This is a genomic window from Niveispirillum sp. FG156 (assembly GCF_057809555.1).
In genome coordinates this window covers 82048-101233 of record NZ_JBMDKE010000002.1, presented here as the reverse complement: position 1 = coordinate 101233, position 19186 = coordinate 82048, and the positions used below count along the sequence as shown (strand labels likewise).

Sequence of the window (19186 nt, the reverse complement as noted above, 5' to 3'; positions counted from 1 at the left end):
ATGGTCACTCCGCCGCTTTCAGCGTGGCATGGGGCACGGGGGCAGGATGATCATCTGGCTCCGGCCCCTTCCGGATGGCGCGGACCATCAAACTCACCTCCACCACGAACAGCACACTGTAGAACAGGGTGAAGCCGGCAATGGTGATCAGCAGATCAGTGACCGACAGGCTGGACACCGCCATGGCCGTCGGCAGCACGCCTTCGATGATCCAGGGCTGGCGTCCAAACTCCGCCACCACCCAGCCCAGTTCCGCCGCGATCCAGGGCAGCGGGATGGCCAGCACGGCCAGTTTCAGCAGCCAGCGCGGTTCCCCCAGCCTTCCCGTCGCCGATTGCCAGAAGAAGGCAGCCATCAGCGCAATGAAGAAGAAGCCAAGCCCCACCATGATGCGGAAGGACCAGAACAAGGGCGCCACCTGTGGCACCAGATCCCAGGCCGCCTTGTCGATCTGTTCTTCATTCGCCTGACGCGGATCATCGACATAGCGTTTCAGGAGATAGGCGTAGCCCAGATCACGACCATGGGTCTCGAACGCCGCCTTCACCTCGGGGGCGACATTCTCCGCACCCCTGGCGGCGCGGATGGTTTGCAGGGCGTCATAGGCGATGATGCCGCTTTGCACCCGTTCCTTGCCATGGGCGACCAGATCATTGATGCCCGACACCTGGGTATTCAGCGAACGGGTGGAAATCAGGCCCAGCGCCCAGGGGATCTGCAACACATGATGCGTCTCCCGTGCTTCCTGATTGGGAAAGCCGATGGCGGTGAAAGCGGCGGGGGCCGGTTCCGTCTCCCACATGCCCTCGATGGCAGCCAGTTTCATCTTTTGATGTTCGGTCGCCAGATAGCCGCTTTCATCGCCCAGCACGACAACCGACAGGGAGGATAGGAGACCAAAGGAACAGGCGACCGCCATGGACCGTTTGGCCAGCGTCACATGCCGTCCCTTCAACAAGTAGAAGGCCGAGACGCCCAGCACGAACACCGCCGCCGTAACATAGCCGGCGGAAACGGTGTGAACGAATTTGGCCTGCGCCACGGGGTTGAAGATCACGGCATAGAAATCTGCGATCTCCATGCGCATGGTGGCCGGGTTGAACACGGCCCCGACGGGGTTCTGCATCCAGCCATTGGCGATCAGAATCCAGAGCGCGGAGAAGTTCGACCCGATGGCCACGGCCCAGGTGGCGGCCAGATGCTGCACCTTGGTCATCCGGTCCCAGCCAAAGAAGAACAGACCGACGAAGGTGGCTTCCAGGAAGAAGGCCATCAGGCCCTCAATGGCCAGCGGTGCGCCGAAAATATCGCCGACATAGTGGCTGTAGTAGGACCAGTTCATCCCGAACTGGAATTCCATGGTCAGGCCCGTGGCCACACCCAAGACAAAGTTGATGCCGAATAGGCTGCCCCAGAACTTAGTCATCTGCCGCCAGATGGGCCGGTCGGTCATGACATAGACCGTCTCCATGATGGCGATGATGATCGACAGGCCCAGGGTCAGGGGCACGAACAGAAAGTGGTAAAGGGCGGTCAGTGCGAATTGCAGGCGTGACAGCCCAACAATATCCAACTCCATGCGTCATGTCGCCGGCTGCCACCGGCGCCTCCTGAACGCGAACCCCGTCCCGATGGCGGGGCTTCATCCTCCGGGGCGTCGGACAGGATCGTCAGTCAGGGCGCAGGGTGGACAGGGCCACATCAAAGGCCGGGTCGCCGCGCGTCAGATCCATGACCACCCGGCCATGGGACAACCGGATGATCCGGTCGGCCAGGGCCGCCTCACGCCTCAGATGCGTGATCAGCAGAATAGTTCGTCCGGCAGCCGATGCTTTGATATTTGTCAAAATTGTGGCTGCGACAGAAAGGTCGATACCTTCCGTCACCTCGTCCAGCAGCCATAAGGGCTTGTCCTGCAACAGGAACCGGGCCAGGGCCAGTCGCCGCCGCTGTCCTGATGACAGGCCCGTACCGCCTTCGCCCAGGGGCGCATCCAGCCCGCCCGGCATCTCCCGCACGACTCGTTCCAACCCCGCCTGTTCCAGCGCCGCCCACAGGCGTGCGTCATCGGCGTCAGGATCGGCCAGAAGCAGGTTGGCCCGCACACTATCCTGAAACAGGGCCGCATCCTGGCCCAGCAAGGCCCAGGGAGGAACCGCGATGCTGCCGGCGGCGGGCCTTGCCTCCCCGGTCAACAGGGCGACAAGACTGGACTTGCCGGCCCCGCTGTCACCGATCACGGCCACATGCTGCCCGGCGGGAATGGACAGGCTGAACCCGTCAAACAATGAGGCCGGGGCACCATCATGCCGAAAGCGGATGGCCGACAGGGTGATATCCCGTATATCGGGCGACACGGCCTGTTCCGACAGGGGTTGAGAAAGCGCATCCCCGACCCGCCGCACGGCCCGCAGGCTGCGCCCCAGTTCCACCGCACCCCGGCGCAGCGGACCCAGCGGTTCCATCATGCCCAGCAGCACCAGCAGGAACAATGCCACGGCGGGCCCGCCGAACAGGCCGCGTTCCAAGAGTTCCGCGCACAGGATTACCCCACCCGACAGCAGCGCCGTGGCCGCCAGCCCCTGCCACAAGGTCAGCCCGCTTTCCAGCCGGTTCAACCGGTCATCGGCACGGCGCAAGCGATCCTCCGCCGACAGGGCCAGATGGGCGGCCTGTTCCTGCCGCCCCGCCAGCCGCCATTCCACGCGACCGGCAACAAGGTCAAGAAGACGCAGGCGCAAGGCCTCCAGCGCCGCCGCACGCTTTCCGCCGGCCACCAGCCCGCCGCGCCCACCCAGCACCAGCATGACCAGACCGACCAGCAGCAAGAACAGGCCGGGCAGCAGACCGGCCCACCCCGTCAGCAGTGCCAGCGCCACCATGCTGACCAGGGCCAGGACCAGCAGCACACAGGCCGGGATCAACAGGCGGAGATAGAGCGTGTCCAGCGTATCGAGATCGCCGCTGATCCGGAACAGCAGGCGCCCTGGCCGTTGCACCAGGGTGCGGCCCAGACCGGGCCTTGCCAGCGCCTGAAACAGGCGCACGCGCAGACCGGCAATCACGGACAAGGTGGCGTCATGCGTCGCCAACCGTTCGCCATAACGGGCACCGGTGCGCAGCAGGGCCAGCGCCCGCACGCCCGCACCGGGCCGGAACACATCGAAGACCAGCGCCGTCCCCGCCGACAGGCCGGCAATGCCCGTGGCCGTGATGAACCAGCCCGACAGGCCCAGCAAGGCCGCACCCGCCAGCGCCGTAATCCCGGCGGTTGCCAAGCCCAGGCCCAGCTTCCACCCCGCCGCCTGCCGGAACAGGCGGAACAGCAGCAGCAGATGCCCCCTCATGCCCCGACCTCCACCACGCGGTCCATACGCGCGGCCAGCCGTGGGTCATGGGTGGCGACCAGAAGGGCGCGGCCCTGGGCAGCATCGATCAGGGCTTCGATCACCTCCGCCGCCGTCGCGGCATCCAGATGCGCGGTTGGTTCATCGGCCAGGATCAGGGCGGCATCTGGGTCGGCAATGGCGCGGGCCAGCGCCAGACGCAGCGTTTCCCCGCCCGACAGGCCCACCCCGCCCTCCCCCACCCGCCGCGCCGGGTCATGGCCGGGCAGCAGCCGGCGCAGCAGCGGTGCCGCATCCAGGCCCGGTCGGCCCAGCGTGACATTGGCCGCCAGGGAGGCATTCTTCATGAAGGGGCGATGGCCGATCCAGCCAACCTTGCCCGCACGCCGGACGGTGCCGTTGTCGGGGTGCAGCAGCCCCGCCGCCAGGGCCAGCAAGGTGGATTTGCCCCCACCGCTGGGCCCGAACAGGGCCACCTTCTCCCCCCGCCGCAGTGACAGATCGACATCCGACACCAAAGCCGCCGTCCCCGGATAGGCAAAGCCCACCCGGTCCAGGCACAGCACCGACCCGTCAGCGGGCGGCAGTGCCGGCCCCGGCGCCGTCTCGTGCCCTTCCAGCAGGCCGGCCATGGCGCGCAACGCGGCCTCCCCGCTGGCGCGGTCATGCCAGACGGCCGACAGTTCCCGCAGCGGTTCGAAGAAGGCGGGTGCCAGCAGCAGGATGAACAGCCCGTGGGCAAGGTCCAGCTTTCCGCCCCAGGTGCCAAACCCGATCTGTCCCAGCAGATTGAACCCGACATAGACGGCGACCAACGCGACACCCAGGGCCGAAAACAGCTCCAGCACCGCCGATGACAGGAACGCGATGCGCAGCACCGCCATGGTCCGCCGCTTCACATCGGCGGCCAGGGTACCGATACGGGCCGCCACCCGCCCCTCGGCCTTCAAGGCCCGGATGGTGGCAAGACCGCGCAGCCGGTCCATCAGCAGGCCGTTCATGCTGCCCACCGCCGCCAGTTGATCCTCGCTGGCCTTCTTGGCGCGGATGCCGATCAGGGCCATGAATAGCGGGATCAGCGGTGCCGCAATCAGCAGGATCATCGCCGCCGCCCAGGAATGCCAGGCAACCGCCGGAAGGATCACAGCGGGCACCAGCACAAGACGCCAGCGCAGCGGCACATAGCGTTGCAGATAGGGAACCACCGCCTCAGCCTGTTCGGCCAGCAGGCTTGCCACCGTCCCCGATGGGGGCAGACCGGGGTCCAGGGGGGCGCGTTGCACCAACGCCGCCACCGCCTGCGTCCGCAGAAGCGTCAGCTCGGACCGCGCGCCCCGGAAGGCCAGCCGCCCACCCCAGGCATCCAACATGGAGCGCATCACGCCCAGCACGCCAAAGATCAAAGCCAGCGTCACCGCATGGCCCGGCAATGTATAGCTACCCGTCAGCCAGGCGATGGCATCGGCCAGCAGCCAGGCCTGCGGCACCCACAGCAAGGCCGCCACGGCCTGGACCATAGCGGCCAGCCGCAATTGTCGATCCGACCCCGGAACGATCAACCGCAGGCCTCCCCCGGCTTGTCGGAGCAATAAATCTCGTAAAGGGTGGCGATGACCCGCGCCGCCTCGTCACTGGACAGGGCGTAATAGATGGTCTGGCCGTCGCGGCGGGCGCGGACCAGCCCATCCTTGCGCAGCAGGGTCAGCTGCTGCGACACCGCCGTATCACGCATGCCGATACGCTGTGCCAGATCCCCGACGGACCGTTCCCCCTGGATCAACTGGCATAGGATCATCAGGCGCGAGCGGTTGCCCAGCGCCTTCATCAGGTCGACGGCGCGGTCTGCGTTTGCTTGCATTTCCGACATTTCCATTCCCCTGGGATAGAAGGGAAAACCGGCCCCGTCAATGGGGGGACGGCCCAGCAACCGCGTCACCATCGCGCAGCACAATATAGATGGCGGGGATGACCAGCACCGTCAGCACGGTGGACGATGCCAGCCCGAACAGCAGCGATACCGCCAGCCCCTGGAAGATCGGATCGACCAGGATGGTGGCCGCCCCGATCATGGCCGACAGGGCCGTCAGCACGATGGGCTTGAACCGCACGGCCCCCGCCTGAAGCAGCACTTCGCGCAGGCTTAAGCCCTGCCCCGCCCCATGGCGGATGAAATCCACCAGCAGGATGGAATTGCGCACGATGATGCCGGCCAGCGCGATGAAGCCGATCATGGAGGTGGCGGTAAACGCCGCCCCCAGCAGCCAATGGCCCAGCATGATGCCCAGCAGGGTCAGCGGGATCGGCGTCAGGATGACCAGCGGCAGGCGGAAGCTGCGGAACTGCGCCACCACCAGCACATAGATGCCCAGGATGGCGACCCCGAAGGCCCCGCCCATGTCGCGGAAGGTGACATAGGTCACCTCCCATTCCCCATCCCACAGCAAGGTCGGCTGGCTTTCATCCTGCGGCTGCCCGGCCATGCGGATCACGGCCTTGGGCAGGGTGCCCCAATCATGCGCCTCAATGGCATCGGCCACCGCCCCCATGCCATAGATCGGGGCCTCGTACCGACCGGCCAGTTCCGCTGTCACCATATCTGCAAAGGCCCCATCGCGGCGGAACAGAATGGGGGACCCTTCCTCCCGCGTGACCCGCACCAGTTCGCCCAGTTCCACCACCTTGTTGGAACCGGGAATGGCATTGGCGGGCACGGGCGTGGATGCCAGACGTTCGGTCCAGGCCCGGTCCTCCTTCGGCAGGGCCAGCACGATATCGACGGGATAGCGTTCGGCACCGCGATGGGAATAACCGATGGCACTGCTGCCCAGGATGGTGCGGATGGCATCATAGACCGCCGCCTGTTCCACCCCGAAATATTCCAGCCGGTCCTGATCGATGGACAGGCGCAGGCGCGGCTGCGCCGTGCCGAAACTGTCATCAATGTCGGTGATGAAGGGGATACTGGCGAATATCTTACTGACTTCCCTGGCCACGGCCCGGCGTGTTTCGGCATCGGGGCCATAGATTTCGGCCAGCAGGGTGGCCATCACGGGCGGACCCGGCGGCACCTCCACCACCTTCAATCGCGTGCCCGCCGGCATGGACATGCCCGACAGCAGACGTTGACGCAGGTCCAGCGCGATCTCATGGCTGCTGCGGCTGCGGTCGCCCTTGGGCGCCAGATTGATCTGCACCTCACCTAAGTCCGGGCTGGCGCGCAGGAAACTGTGCCGGACCAGACCGTTGAAATTGAAGGGGGCCGCCGTGCCGGCATAAATCTGCGCCGACCGCAGTTCGGGCAGCGTGCCGGCAATGTCAGTCGCCTGGAACAGCAGACGCTGTGTCGCCTCCAGGCTGGCACCGCGCGGCAGGTTCAACTGGATCGACAGTTCCGACTTGTTATCAAAGGGCAGAAGCTTGACCGTCACACCCTTGGTCGCGAACAGGCCCAGCGACAGCAAGGTTGCGGCCCCGACCAGGGCCAGGAACCAGCCCGCCCGGGCCTGTGTGGACAGCAGCGGTTCCGCCACCCGCCGATAAAGCTGGCCCAGGCGGCCCCCATCATGCGCGTCATCATGGGCATCGCCGGTGGCGTCCCCCTCCGTCGGTGACAGTTTCAGCATCAGCCAGGGGGCCAGCACCATGGCCGCAAAGAAGCTGAACAGCATGGCGGCAGAGGCGTTGACGGGAATGGGCGCCATGTACGGCCCCATCATGCCCGACACGAACAGCATGGGCAGCAGGGCGGCGATCACCGTCAGGGTGGCGACGATGGTAGGGCTGCCCACCTCCGCCACCGCCTCCACGGCAGCCTGCAACCGGCTGCGGCCATCGCGCATGGCCCAATGCCGGGCGATGTTTTCCACCACCACGATGGCGTCATCGACCAGGATGCCGATGGCGAAGATCAGGGCGAACAGGCTGACGCGGTTGACCGTGTAACCCATGATATAGGCGAAGAACAGGGTCATCAGGATGGTCACCGGAATGACGACCAGCGTCACCAGCGCCTCCCGCCGGCCAATGGCCCACCAGATCAGCGCCACGATGGACAGCGTCGCCAGACCCAGATGGAACAGCAGTTCATCGGCCTTTTCCGATGCCGTCTCCCCATAATTGCGCGTCACCTCCACCGCCATGCTGTCGGGGATCAGGCGGCCACGCAGCCCCTCCACACGGCTAAGGATATCATCGGCAACGGTCACGGCATTGGCGCCGGCCCGCTTGGACAGGGAGATGGTGACGGCGGGTGTACGGGTCCATCCGCCCTTGCCGTCGGGCACTTGCGTCCAGGCGGCCTGTTCCAGCGGCGCGCTGTCCAGCCGGACGGCGGCGACATCACGCACATAGACCGGGCGGCCATCGCGGCTGGTGATCAGCAGCAGGCCGATATCGGGCACACCGGTCAGCGTCTGTCCGGCGGCAACCGACAGGCTGCGCCCCCCGTCATTCAGGCGGCCCGCCAGGAAGGAGCGGTTGGCACCCTGCACCTTGGCCAGCAATTGTTCCAGCGTGATGCCGAACAGGGCCAGCTTCTCCGGGTCGGGTTCCACCCGCACCTGCTCTGTCACCCGGCCCGAGAGGTAGGTGGGGCCGATATCGGGCACCTTGATCAACTCTGTCCGCAGCTTTTCCGCCAGGTTGCCCAGGTCGCGGTCGGTCCAGCGGTCGGCCATGCCGGGCTTGGCGGAAAGGGTCAGGGTGACGATGGCGACATCATTGATGCCGCGCCCGATGATCACCGGCTCGGGAATGCCGGTCGGAATATCGCCCAGATGAGCGCGGACCTTGGCATGGATGCGGACGATGGCGTCGTCTTCGGACGTGCCGACCTTGAACCGCGCCGTCACCATGACGCGGTCATCCTCCGTCTGGCTATAGACATGGTCGACGCCATTGACGCCCTTGACGATGGCTTCCAGCGGCTTGGTCACCAGTTCGGCGGCGTCCGGGGCCTTCAGCCCGTCGGCGCTGACCATGATGTCGACCATGGGCACACTGATCTGCGGCTCCTCCTCCCGCGGGATCAGGGCCAGGGCCAGCGGCCCGGCGATCAGCGCCGCCAGCAGGAATAACGGGGTCAGGGGGGAGCGGATGCTGGCCTGCGTCAGCCGACCGGAAAGTCCCAGATTCATGGCCGCACCAGAATGTCGCCGTTATTGAGGCCCGACAGGATTTCCACCCCATCCGGCATACCGGGCCGGGGACGGGCCTGCCCACGCCGCACCGGCACCTCCACCGTGTCCGCCCCCTGTCGCAGATGCGCGAAATCCATGCCGAAGCGGGTGGTCAGATAGGTGGCGGGAACGATGATCACCGTGCGCTCGCTCGTGGGCACAAAGACACGCACCCGTTGCCCGACAAAGTAATCCCCCAGACCCGTGACACGGGCATCGGCCTGCACCCGCCCGTCGCTGATGCGGGGATAGACCAGGGTGACCTGCCCCTGCCCCGCCTGTTCATCGCCCGGCGACAGGTCATCCGGGTCCAGGCGCACCGGGTCGCCGGCCTTCAGGCTGATGGCATGGCGTTCGGGCACGGACAGGCGCAGGACATAATCACGCTCCGCGATCATGGCCACGGTTTCGCCCGGCATCACCACCGTGCCCGGCGTCACGGGCACAGCCAGCACACGGCCCGCCGCCGGGGCCAAAACCTGACCTTCATTCATCTGCTGACCCAGGACAGCAAGCTCTGCCATACGGGCTTTCAGCGCGTTGGCGGCAACATTGGCGGCGGTGCGCAGTTCGTCCAGACGCTGACGTGTCACGAAGCCGTTCCGGGACAGGGCTTCGGCCCGGTCCAGATCCCCCTGGGCCTGTTCCATCTGTGCGCGCGCCGCCGCAATCTGCGCGTCCAAGGCGCCCTGCTGCAGGCTCAGTTTCTGGTCGCCGACACTGGCGATCACCTGCCCTGCTGTCACCGCGTCGCCTTCCCGCACCGACAGTCGGGTGATGGTGCCGCCGGTCCGCACACGGGCGGGGATGGCATTCACCGTCTCCACCGTCGCATAGACCGATTTCTCATCCGGCAACTTCAACACGACAACGGGAAAATCCCCGTCCGCCGCCAGAACCGGCGGGACCAGAAGCGTCAGGGCCAGGACAGGCAGCAGCAGCGCACGCATGAGTTTCCTCCTTACCGGCGGTCGATGACGCCGCCGCTGGCCGGGTCCAGGGTGATGGTGGGCAGGCGCGCAGCCATCCAAGCCTGGATACCGCCCGCCATATGCTCGGTATGCTGGATGCCCGCCTGCTGGCATCGGTCCACTGCCATGGCCGACCGCTTGCCCGACCCGCAATGGAACACCACCCGTACCGCGTCGGGTGCCGGCAGGGCTGTGGGGTCAAAGCTGGACAGAGGAAACAGCACCGCCCCATGGATACGGGCCGCCGCAAATTCCTGCGGCTCGCGCACATCCACCAGCAGGATCGACCGGTCGGCCACCATATCGTGGACCGTGGTGGGGGAATGTTCCTTCAGCATCGGATGACGTTCTTTCTGTATATTCAGATATATGAAGGTATTATGTTGCCGGATCGCCGTCAACGGCGCGCCGCATGTGCCTCGGGCATGGCTGCGGCCTTAATTATTTCATATCTTCATATATTTGAATATATCATCATCCACAAGATGAGACGGGATCATCCCCTGCCCAATCATCCAAGGAGCCTTGCCATGAATGTCGATAAAGCCGTCCTGTCCTTCGCCGGCGCCATGGTGCTGATCAGCCTGTCCCTGGCCACCCTGGTCGATCCCGCCTGGCTGTGGCTGACCGCCTTTGTCGGGGCGAACATGCTGCAGGCCGGGATCACCGGCTTCTGCCCCGCCGCCATGATCCTGCGCAAGCTGGGTCTGCCGGCAGGCAGCGCCTTTCGCTAAAGGGAGTGGACCTAGGCCTTGCGCCGGGCCGGCATGGTCATAGCGATGACGGCCAGCACCACGCAGACCAGCCCGATCAATGCCGTGTGCGACAGGCTTTCCCCCAGGAACAGCATACCCAGCCCCACCCCGATCGGCACCCGCAGATAGGCCTGTGACGTGGTGCCGATCGACCCCAGCGTCTGCATCAGCCGGAAATAGATCGTGAAGGCGATGGCCGTGGAAAAGACCGACAGGCACAGCAGCGCCCCGATGGATGGCATCGACGGCGTCAAGGTCCAGGGCTGATCCACGAAAAGGCTGACCGGCAGCAACAGGACCGCCCCGCACAGCATGGACCCCGCCGCCGGCTGCATGGGATGCAGGCCCTTGAAATTCTTCCCATAGATGGCGGCACCGGCATAGGAGACGGTGGCAGCCACGATGGCGATCTGTGCCAGAAGCTGATCACCCAGCCCGTCCAGCGCCTCCACCCCGATAATCAGGCAGATGCCGATCAGGCCCGCCGTCACCCCGAACAGCCTACGCCACGTCACCGGCTCATGCCGCGTGATCAAGGCCGTCAGCAGGAAGGTGAAGATGGGCGTGGTGGAATTCAGGATGGCGGCCAGCCCGGCATCCACCGACTTCTCCCCCCAGGCGACAAGCGTGAAGGGAACGGCGGAATTCATCACCGCCTGGAACATGAATTGCCGCCAGACGGCCGGGTCACGCGGCATGGAAATCCCCTGCCAGCGCATGACCAGCAGCAGGATGGACCCGGCGATCAGGGTGCGGACCGCAATCAGGGTGACGGGCGGTATCGTCTCCACCCCGATCTTGATGAAGGTGTAGGAGGAACCCCACAGCGTCGCCAGCAGCAACAGCAGCAGCAATTCCCTGATCATCAACGGCCTGTCGCCCATCACCCGATCCACGTATCCGATAGTCCTGGCTTTGTGAATAGCAGAGCAGGCGGCCCCATGCTTCGGTCATGGCCGCAGCATTCATGCCGGGGCCGGCATGCGCGGGACCCGGTCACTCCGGCTTGTGACAGACAAACTCCACCAGCCGCCCATCGGGATCACGCAGGAACCCGGCATAGTAGCTGGCATGGACATGCGGCATCAGGGCCGGCGCCCGGTCCAGATGCAGGCCCGCCGCCTGCCCCACCGCATAGATACGGTCAACAGTGGTCCGGTCGGGGCTGGTGAAGGCGTAATGCACGTCACGGGCGGCGACATCGCCGGCGGACAGGAAGAAATCCAGGGTCTTGCCATCCCCAAACGCCTTCACCGCCCCATCCACCTCCAGCCGGTATCCAAGCGGGGCCAGCAGCGTGGCGTAGAAATGCTGGCTGGCCGGCAGGTCGGCGGTTTTCAGTTCGATATGATCGATCATCTTTCCCTCACATTTTCCAAATTATCTCACCGGTCAAAGCCTTAACCGGTGGGCGTCGGCGATTGAGGCGCTTGCAAGAGTAGCCTTCAGGCGGCATCGACATTGCCGCCGCAGAGCGGGATCAGAATGCGGCGACCGCCCCAAGCGGCGGGATCGGCCAGAAGGGCCGCCAAACCCGCCGCCCCCGCCGGTTCCACCACCAGATCCAGATGCTGATGCAGCAATTCCATGGCGCGCAGGATGGCGACGTCGGGCACCATGATGGTGCCGTCCAGGACACGGCGCAGGCTGTCCACGGCATAGGGGATGGGCACACGTACCGCGATGCCGTCGGCGATGCTGTCCGCCCCCTCCCGCCCGCTTATCGGCAACCCGCGCACGGCATGGGCCATGACGGGCGCACCCGCCGCCACAATGGCCAGCATGCGGGCATCGGGGGCGGCATGTTTCACCCAGGTGCCCATGCCCGACGCCAGGGCACCGTTGCCCAGCGGGGCCAGCACCATGTCGATGCGCGGCACGGCTTCCATCGCTTCCAGGGCGATGGTGCCCGCCCCTTCGGCGATCAGCACCTCATCCCCATCCACGACAAGACGATGCCCCTCTTGCGCGGCGAACCGCGTCGCCGCCTCCTTCGCCGCGTCAAAATCGGCACCGTGCAGCCGCACGTCGGCGCCCAGGTCGCGCATGGCCTGCACCTTACGCCGTACCGCCGTCTCTGCCGCGAATACCGTCAGGCGGCGACCATGGGCACGGGCGGCAAAGGCCAGCCCCTGCCCGAAATTGCCGGCGGACCCGCAGACCAGGGGCCGGTCATCGGCACCCAGCCCCGCCACAAAGGCACAGGCCCCGCGCCCCTTGAAGCTGCGGATCGGGTTGGCGGTTTCATCCTTGAACCAGAGTTCGGCACCGAACAGCCGGTTAAGGGCGGCGGATTGTCTGACCGGCGACCGGCGGAACACCGGATCGATCCGATCAAGGGCGGCTTTGATGCCGTCGGGGGTCGGGTATCGCATGGCCGGGATTTTAGGGGCGCCTTGATGCCGATTTCCGGCAATCTACCCCCTGACGACGCTTTCTTTCGGCATTTCTGGCTGTCATCCTGCGCTGATCATGCGCTTGTCCGACCTCGACAGTTTTGATCGCAAATTGCTGGCCCTGGTGCAGAAGGATGCCGACCAGACGGCGGACATCCTGGCCGAACAGGTCGGCCTGTCGCCGTCCGCTGTCTCACGCCGGCTGAAACGGCTGAAGGCCGATGGCGTCATCACCGCCACCGTCTCCCTGGTCGATCCGGCCAGGGTGGGTAAACCCACCTTCTTCATCGCAGGCCTGGAGATTGAACGCGAACGGCCCGAAATGCTGGCCGCCCTGCGCCGCTGGCTGTCGGCGGAGGATCAGGTGCAGGAAGTGTTCTATGTCACGGGTGGGACCGATTTCATCCTGGTGATTGCCGCCCCGGATGTGGAGGCCTATGACGCGCTGATGGGCCGGCTGATGGTGGACAATCCCACCGTCCGTCGCTTCACCACCAATGTAGCGCTGGGCATCTCCAAACGCGGGCTGGCTGTGCCCATTCGCGACGCTGACTGATCAGACCTTGATATCAACGCGGGCTGGTGCCGGTGCGGCCATCGCTTCCACCGACGGGCCGGGCGGGCCAAAGGCCTCGTTCAGGGTGCGGTCACCCTCCGCCATGTCCTGTTCGGCGCGTTCCATCTCCGCCTTGGTGCCGGCGGAACCATCCTTGCGGGCCAGGTTCTTCATCTGCTGATGGATGGCGCGCAGCTGGTCCATCACGCCACGTGTATCGCTTTCAAACTGCGCATCGGCGGACCGGAGCGCACCATCGCGCAGGATGGCATCGCGCTGCGCCTGTACCGTGTCATTGGCGGGCGTGCCGGCGGCGGCTTCACCCTCCCCGCCTTGGCTGGCGGTCTGGCTGGCCTGTTGGGCCACGGCCTGTGCCTCCGCACTGGCGGCGGCATCACCGCCCGCCGCCGGGGTGGCAGCAGTGCCCTGCGCTGCGCTGGCTGCGGCGCCTTGTGCCGCATTGGCATCAGGTTTGGCGGCCGCCGCGCCCCCACCACCGGCATAATCCTTGGCGGCCTGCCCCAGTTCCTTGGCCACCGACGCCGCCTCCTTGGCGATACGGGCGGCGGCCTTCTTGTCGCCGCTGGCGGCGGCCAGCTGGGCCTGAAGCTTCAGCATTTTCAGCTTCTGCTTTGCTTCGTCCTTCTTGCGGGCGGCGGCCTCCTTGGCATCCTCCCCGCCGCTGGACAGCTTGGTGGCCAGCGCATCGGCATCCTTGCGCTGCGCCTCCAGCCGGGCGCGCGTATCGGGATCGATCAGGTCCTGAATGCCGCTGGGCCGGGCCGGCGACGCAGATGTGCCATTGGCCGCGTCCTTTTTCAGGCCCTGCCAGATTTCCTGCGTCTTGCTTTGAAACTGCCGTGCCGAAACGGCGAAAACGCCGCTGGCCGTGCCCAGGACCGACACCATGACATTCCCCATGTCTGCTGTCGGGTCGATGGCGCCCCTCCGCCGGCCCGAATGGATCAAATTTTATCCATTCCACCCCACCTCTGCAACCCCAATTCGGCAGGCACCGAAGCATGGGGAGCGTTCCACCCCTATGATAGGGTGAACAACAGATGGCGGGAGGCAGCATGGTCAGCACAGCGGATTTCGCGGAGATTGCGGCATTGGCCGGCGATCCCGCCCGGGCCTGCATGTTGCAGGCACTGATGGATGGCCGCGCGCTGACCGCCGCTGAACTGGCCCGCGCCGCCGGCATCACGGCACAGACGGCCAGCGGTCACCTGTCGCGGATGGCGGCGGCGGGCCTGCTGCGGGTCGAACCGCAGGGCCGGCACCGCTATCACCGGCTGGCCAGTCCCGCCGTAGCGCGGATGATGGAAAGCATCATGCAGGTGGCATCCGAGCGCGTGCCGACACCACGCCCCATCCGAACCGGCCCGCGCGACCGGGCACTGGCCCAGGCCCGCACCTGCTACGACCATCTGGCCGGGCGGCTGGGTGTGGCGCTGGCCGATGCCATGGTGGCGGGTGGCCATGTGGAACTGGCCGATGATGCCGGTCTGATCACGGCGCAAGGCCGGGATTTCCTGTCCGGCCTTGGCCTTGTGCTGCCCACCAGCGGCACCACCCGTGCCTTCTGCCGCCCCTGTCTGGATTGGAGTGAGCGGCGGCCCCATCTGGCCGGCACCCTGGGCCGTGCCCTGTGCAACCACGCCTTTGATCAGGGCTGGGTTCGCCACGTCGATGGCACCCGCGCCGTCAGCGTCACGCCCAAGGGCACGATGGAGCTGAAACAGCAATTCGGCGTCGATCTGGCCGCGTTCTGACCATCAGGCCAGGGGCACCCAGCAGCAGAACGCCGCCGCCAGGAACACCGGCCAGGCCAGATGCCGCCCCCGCCCGATCACCAGGATCAGCAATCCCGTGATCAGACAGGTCACGCCCGTACCGGCCAGCAGGGCCAGGCGCGGCTCCACCGCAAACGGTGCCGCCAGCAACGCAACCGAAATCCCCATTCCCCACCAGGCCAGGCTGGTCAGATGCCAGGCAAAGCGCAGCACATTGCGCGCAAATCGGCTGTGAACCAGCAGGCCGGAACGCCCCTGCGGCGACAGAAGCGGCCCGATCAGCTTCACCTCCCCCAGCCAGGAATGGACAAGCCCCAGTCCGACCAGAAACACCCCCGCCAGCAGCATCGCCGTGTCCGCTCCCATCATCGCACCCTCCCCCTGAAATTTTCCATACGGCACCGTATGGATGCGCCGACCGCTTGCATTTGTCAATACGCCACCGTATGGAAGAAGGATGAGCAACCGACTTGCCCGCGAAGACTGGATCACCGAAGGCCTGCGCCTGTTGCGGGAGGCAGGGGTGGAAGCCGTGCGTGTGGAACCGTTGGCCAAGCGGCTGGGCGTCACCAAGGGCAGTTTCTATTGGCATTTTGCCGACCGGCCGGCCCTGCTGTCGGCGCTTTGCGATGCTTGGCGGGAACGTTCCACCGTGGGTGTGGCGGCACGGGTGGAGGCAGAGGGGGGTACCCCGCGTGACCGGCTGGAAAGGCTGTTTCGGTTGACCGCGTCGGCGGATGGGCGTCTGGAGCGGGCCATGCGGGCCTGGGCCGCCCATGATCCGGCGGCGCAGGCCGTGGTGGCCGGCGTCGATGAACGCCGCATCGCCTATCTGGTGGCGCGCTTTAGGGAAATCGGTTGCGATGCCGACACGGCACTGGCCCGCGCCCGCTTCGGGTATCTGGCCCTGATCGGGCAATTCACCCGGCAGGAGGCGGACAGCAGCGGCAACTGGCTGTCGGACGGCCTGGATCGCATGCTGCCTTTGCTGCTGACCTGACCATCACGCCGGCCCCTGATCGGGTTCGGCCTTCTTTTCATCACCATCCAGGAACAGCAGGAACACCACCAGCCCCGCCGCCACGGCCAGAAACGCCGCCGGCGCGCGCACCAGCAGCGGCAGCAGCACCGACGCCCCCAGGCGCAGGGCGTTGGCCAGCATGTCCTGTTCCCGCTCCTTCTCCCGCCGCTGCTGTTCCACGCGGCGCCAATGGGTCATCAGCCCCAGGATAACGGGTATGGACAGCAGCACGGCACCGGCCACCGCCAGCAAGGCGGGGCCGGTGCCGATCAGGGTGCCAAGCCAGACGATGGCCCCGGCCACAGCCAGCGCGAAACCGATGATGCCCAGCAGCGCCATGACGGCATAGAGGATGCCATCACGCCCGACCTGCCGGGCGGTATCACCGATCTCCCGCGACAGGAGCGGCATCAACAGCGGGACGAACCGTTCCAGCATGACGGGTGCGCTGCTTAACGGCGGCAGAGCAGGGCCAGCGCGAAGCCGACGGCCACGGCGATGCCCACCGACTGCACCGGGCGGTCGCGCACATGCGCTTCCATCTTGCCTTCCAGACCCTTCAGCTCTTCGCGCAGGTTCTGAATGGCGGTAACGGAGGCATCCTTGACGTTGGAGGCCATGTCGCCCACCCGCGCCTTGTAGCCGTCGGCCTTGTCGGACCCGGCCGCGGCCACGGTGGCGGCAAGCGCCGCCAGATCATTGCGCAGTTGCTTCAGCTGCGCTTCGATATCCGTGCTGACAGTATCGGCGGTGTCCTTAACGGAAGCCATTGGCTCCTCCTTCCACTTGAGGTCGTTGCACCCTATCAGAACGCCCCGGCGCCGGAAAGGTTCCAACCCTGTGTAGAAAAAGGCTCAGCCACAGGCCCCCTGTTCGACGGGTTGCCGCTGCCGGTCATCCAGCACAGCCAGCACCCAGACGCCAAACCCGCCCAGCGCCAGCGCCGAACCCACCCACCCGGTGGAGGCCCAGCCATAGCCGCCGGCAATGGCCAGCCCGCCCAGCCAGGGGCCCAGCGCATTGGCGAAGTTGAAGGCGCTGTGGTTCAGGGCGGCGGCCAGCGTCTGCGCATCGCGCGCCACATCCATCAGGCGGGTCTGCAAACCCGTGCCCAGGCCACCGCCGCAGCCGATCATGAAGATCGTCACCATCACCGACCACAGATCATGGACGGCAAAAGTGAACAAGGCCAGCGACCCCGCACTCCACAACAGGATGCCACCGACCGACGGCATCAGGGCGCGGTCGGCGGCCCAGGCACCAGCCAGATTGCCCACCGTCAAACCAACGCCGAAGACGGCGAGGGCCAGCGGCACCATGGCCGGCGCCACACCCGTAACCTCCATCATGGTGGAGGCAAGGTAGGTATAGACGCAGAACATGCCACCGAACCCGATGGCCCCGATGCCCAGCGTCAGCCAGACCTGACGCTGCCCCAGCGCGCTTAGTTCCCGCAAGGGGCTGGCCCCCGGCAGGGGCCGGTCCTTCGGCGCGTACAGGGTCAGCAGCGTGACCGTGGTAACGCCCAGCACGCCAACCAGGGCAAAGCCCCAGCGCCAGCCCACCATCTGTCCGATCCCATTGGCCAGCGGTACACCGATGATGGTGGCGATGGTCAGGCCCAGCATGACCCGCGCCACCGCCTGTGCCCGCCGGTTGACAGGGACAAGCCCGGAGGCGACCAGGGCAGCCACCCCGAAATAGGCCCCATGCGGCAGACCGGACAGGAACCGGAAGGCCAGCATCGCCTCATAAGTCGGGGCCAGGGCAGATGCCGTATTGGCCAGCGCGAACACCACCATTAGCGCAATCAGCAGCGTGCGCCGCGACAGCTTCGCCGCCAGCACGGCAATTACCGGCGCCCCGACCACCACGCCCAGCGCATAGGCGCTGATGACATGGCCCGCCGTCGGCTCATCAATCCCCAGATCGGGGGCGAAGAAGGGCAGAAGGCTCATCACCGCGAATTCGGTGGTGCCAATGGCAAACCCACCCATGGCGAGTGCGAACAGCACAAGGCCGGGACGGACAGGGGCGGCGGACATGGATCTCACTTCCGGGCTGCGGACCGGCGCACTGCGCCGCACAATCGGCCCTTATGTGATCATCCAAGGGCATAGGTGACAACGTTGCCCCATGCGACCGCAGCGCAGCATAAATTGCATGGCTTACGGAATTATTGGCTTGCGTCGCCATATCGCCGGGCATAGTCGCGCGGCGGGCAGCCCAGCACCCGCTTGAAAGCCGTGCTGAAGGCGCTTTCCGACTGGTACCCGACTGACAGGGCAATGACGGACACGCTTTCCCGCCCCGACAGCAACCGGTCACCGGCCAGCAGCATGCGCCAGCGCGTGACATATTCCAGGGGAGCATCGCCCACCATCTGCTTGAACCGCTCCGCGAAGCTGGATCGCGACAGGCCGACATGCCGCGCCATTTCCTGCAGGGTCCAGCGATGGGCCGGTTCGGCATGGATGGCGGCGATGGCCGCGCCGATTTGCCGGTCGGACAGGGCGAACAGCCATCCCGCCCGGCTGCCATGCGGGCCATTGTCCAGATGCAGGCGCAGGGCCTGAACCAGCATCATATGCGCCAGATGCCGCAGCACCAGAAAGGCCCCCGGCCGATCCTCCCGCAGTTCCAGCATCATCCGTTCCATGGCCCAGCGCAGGCCGGACTGGTCCCCGGCATCGCGCAGATGCACCAGCGGCGGCAGTAGCGACAGCAGCAGCCCCGCATGCCGCCCCTCCAGCGCGAAACGGCTGCTGACGCAGAAGAAATCATCGCCTGCCCCCATCTGCGCCACCCCGCCCCGGCGTGCGGCGGCAAACACTTCCTGCGCCGGCAGTGGTGTCACATCCAGTCCGCTGGCCATGCGGAACGGGCGGCCCGCCGGCAGCAAGAAACAATCGCCGGCTTCCAGGGGCAACGGCCCCGCCTCCCCCTCCACCCATAGCAAGCAGCGTCCCCGCACCACGGCCCCTGTCTTGATATTGTCCTGCTGATCCGGGAACTGCACCGCCCAGTCGCCACCCGCCGCGAAGCCGGCGGACAAAAGGTTGCGGGGTTTCAGCAGGGACAGGATGTCGGACAGCGGGTCCATGGCATTTCCGGACGATCAAGAAGAAATCACGGATTTCATAGCATGGATCGTCCGCGCCGGCAGC

At 66.1% G+C, this 19186-nt stretch carries 20 protein-coding genes; 4 read left to right on the top strand and 16 right to left on the bottom strand.

Translation table 11 applies throughout. The annotated features are described in order from the left end of the window. Window positions 1-4 precede the first annotated feature (4 nt). From ACODSP_RS01710 to ACODSP_RS01680, 7 genes are all read right to left on the bottom strand, one after another. Window positions 5-1579, bottom strand: a complete 1575-nt coding sequence (locus tag ACODSP_RS01710; protein WP_488963906.1) for a cytochrome ubiquinol oxidase subunit I — start codon at window positions 1577-1579, stop codon at window positions 5-7. A 91-nt stretch (window positions 1580-1670) separates the two neighbouring features. Beyond that, window positions 1671-3347 carry an amino acid ABC transporter ATP-binding/permease protein gene (locus tag ACODSP_RS01705; protein WP_488963905.1) on the bottom strand — a complete coding sequence of 559 codons (1677 nt, stop codon included), beginning with the start codon at window positions 3345-3347 and terminating at the stop codon, window positions 1671-1673. Next, a complete protein-coding gene (cydD, locus tag ACODSP_RS01700; RefSeq protein WP_488963904.1) occupies window positions 3344-4879 on the bottom strand; it encodes a thiol reductant ABC exporter subunit CydD in 1536 nt (511 codons plus the stop codon). The genes ACODSP_RS01705 and cydD overlap by 4 nt, the downstream gene beginning before the upstream one ends. A gap of 23 nt (window positions 4880-4902) precedes the next feature. After that, on the bottom strand, window positions 4903-5205 hold the full coding sequence (locus tag ACODSP_RS01695; protein ID WP_488963903.1) for an ArsR/SmtB family transcription factor: 303 nt from the start codon (window positions 5203-5205) through the stop codon (window positions 4903-4905). Window positions 5206-5251: 46 nt separating this feature from the next. Beyond that, on the bottom strand, window positions 5252-8482 hold the full coding sequence (locus ACODSP_RS01690; RefSeq protein WP_488963902.1) for an efflux RND transporter permease subunit: 3231 nt from the start codon (window positions 8480-8482) through the stop codon (window positions 5252-5254). Then, a complete protein-coding gene (locus ACODSP_RS01685; protein ID WP_488963901.1) occupies window positions 8479-9474 on the bottom strand; it encodes an efflux RND transporter periplasmic adaptor subunit in 996 nt (331 codons plus the stop codon). The genes ACODSP_RS01690 and ACODSP_RS01685 overlap by 4 nt, the downstream gene beginning before the upstream one ends. An 11-nt stretch (window positions 9475-9485) precedes the next feature. Beyond that, entirely contained in the window at window positions 9486-9833 is a 348-nt protein-coding gene (locus ACODSP_RS01680; protein WP_488963900.1) for a rhodanese-like domain-containing protein, read from the bottom strand. A gap of 192 nt (window positions 9834-10025) precedes the next feature. Between ACODSP_RS01680 and ACODSP_RS01675 the strand changes: the two genes are divergently transcribed. Continuing rightward, the gene (locus tag ACODSP_RS01675; protein ID WP_488963899.1) at window positions 10026-10229 is read left to right on the top strand and encodes a YgaP family membrane protein; all 204 of its coding nucleotides are present in this window, start codon (window positions 10026-10028) and stop codon (window positions 10227-10229) included. Window positions 10230-10240: 11 nt separating this feature from the next. Here the strand turns inward: ACODSP_RS01675 and ACODSP_RS01670 are convergent, their stop codons facing one another. The 3 genes from ACODSP_RS01670 to ACODSP_RS01660 all read right to left on the bottom strand — a co-directional run bounded on the left by ACODSP_RS01670 (window position 10241) and on the right by ACODSP_RS01660 (window position 12625). Next, window positions 10241-11134, bottom strand: coding sequence for a DMT family transporter (locus ACODSP_RS01670; RefSeq protein WP_488963898.1), 894 nt, complete (start codon window positions 11132-11134; stop codon window positions 10241-10243). A gap of 112 nt (window positions 11135-11246) precedes the next feature. Further along, window positions 11247-11609: a VOC family protein gene (locus ACODSP_RS01665; protein WP_488963897.1), complete on the bottom strand. Its 363-nt coding sequence runs from the start codon at window positions 11607-11609 to the stop codon at window positions 11247-11249. A gap of 86 nt (window positions 11610-11695) precedes the next feature. After that, window positions 11696-12625: a threonine ammonia-lyase gene (locus ACODSP_RS01660; RefSeq protein ID WP_488963896.1), complete on the bottom strand. Its 930-nt coding sequence runs from the start codon at window positions 12623-12625 to the stop codon at window positions 11696-11698. 97 nt (window positions 12626-12722) lie between these two features. On the opposite strand from ACODSP_RS01660, the gene ACODSP_RS01655 reads away from it, so the two are divergent. After that, window positions 12723-13202, top strand: coding sequence for an Lrp/AsnC family transcriptional regulator (locus ACODSP_RS01655; protein WP_488963895.1), 480 nt, complete (start codon window positions 12723-12725; stop codon window positions 13200-13202). On the opposite strand, the gene ACODSP_RS01650 is transcribed toward ACODSP_RS01655, so the two are convergent. Beyond that, a complete protein-coding gene (locus ACODSP_RS01650) occupies window positions 13203-14111 on the bottom strand; it encodes a hypothetical protein (RefSeq protein WP_488963894.1) in 909 nt (302 codons plus the stop codon). A gap of 167 nt (window positions 14112-14278) precedes the next feature. On the opposite strand from ACODSP_RS01650, the gene ACODSP_RS01645 reads away from it, so the two are divergent. Further along, window positions 14279-14977, top strand: coding sequence for an ArsR/SmtB family transcription factor (locus ACODSP_RS01645; protein WP_488963893.1), 699 nt, complete (start codon window positions 14279-14281; stop codon window positions 14975-14977). 3 nt (window positions 14978-14980) lie between these two features. Here the strand turns inward: ACODSP_RS01645 and ACODSP_RS01640 are convergent, their stop codons facing one another. After that, on the bottom strand, window positions 14981-15367 hold the full coding sequence (locus ACODSP_RS01640) for a hypothetical protein (protein WP_488963892.1): 387 nt from the start codon (window positions 15365-15367) through the stop codon (window positions 14981-14983). A gap of 88 nt (window positions 15368-15455) precedes the next feature. Between ACODSP_RS01640 and ACODSP_RS01635 the strand changes: the two genes are divergently transcribed. Continuing rightward, window positions 15456-15998, top strand: coding sequence for a TetR/AcrR family transcriptional regulator (locus ACODSP_RS01635; protein WP_488963891.1), 543 nt, complete (start codon window positions 15456-15458; stop codon window positions 15996-15998). Between the two features lie 3 nt (window positions 15999-16001). On the opposite strand, the gene ACODSP_RS01630 is transcribed toward ACODSP_RS01635, so the two are convergent. The 4 genes from ACODSP_RS01630 to ACODSP_RS01615 all read right to left on the bottom strand — a co-directional run bounded on the left by ACODSP_RS01630 (window position 16002) and on the right by ACODSP_RS01615 (window position 19122). Continuing rightward, window positions 16002-16457, bottom strand: coding sequence for a hypothetical protein (locus ACODSP_RS01630; protein ID WP_488963890.1), 456 nt, complete (start codon window positions 16455-16457; stop codon window positions 16002-16004). 14 nt (window positions 16458-16471) lie between these two features. Beyond that, window positions 16472-16789 (bottom strand): ElaB/YgaM/YqjD family protein, encoded by a 318-nt coding sequence (locus ACODSP_RS01625; RefSeq protein WP_488963889.1) that lies wholly within the window; start codon window positions 16787-16789, stop codon window positions 16472-16474. 84 nt (window positions 16790-16873) lie between these two features. Further along, window positions 16874-18064, bottom strand: coding sequence for an MFS transporter (locus ACODSP_RS01620; RefSeq protein ID WP_488963888.1), 1191 nt, complete (start codon window positions 18062-18064; stop codon window positions 16874-16876). A 131-nt stretch (window positions 18065-18195) separates the two neighbouring features. Continuing rightward, complete coding sequence (locus ACODSP_RS01615) at window positions 18196-19122, bottom strand: AraC family transcriptional regulator (RefSeq protein WP_488963887.1); 927 nt, start codon at window positions 19120-19122, stop codon at window positions 18196-18198. Window positions 19123-19186 lie beyond the last annotated feature (64 nt).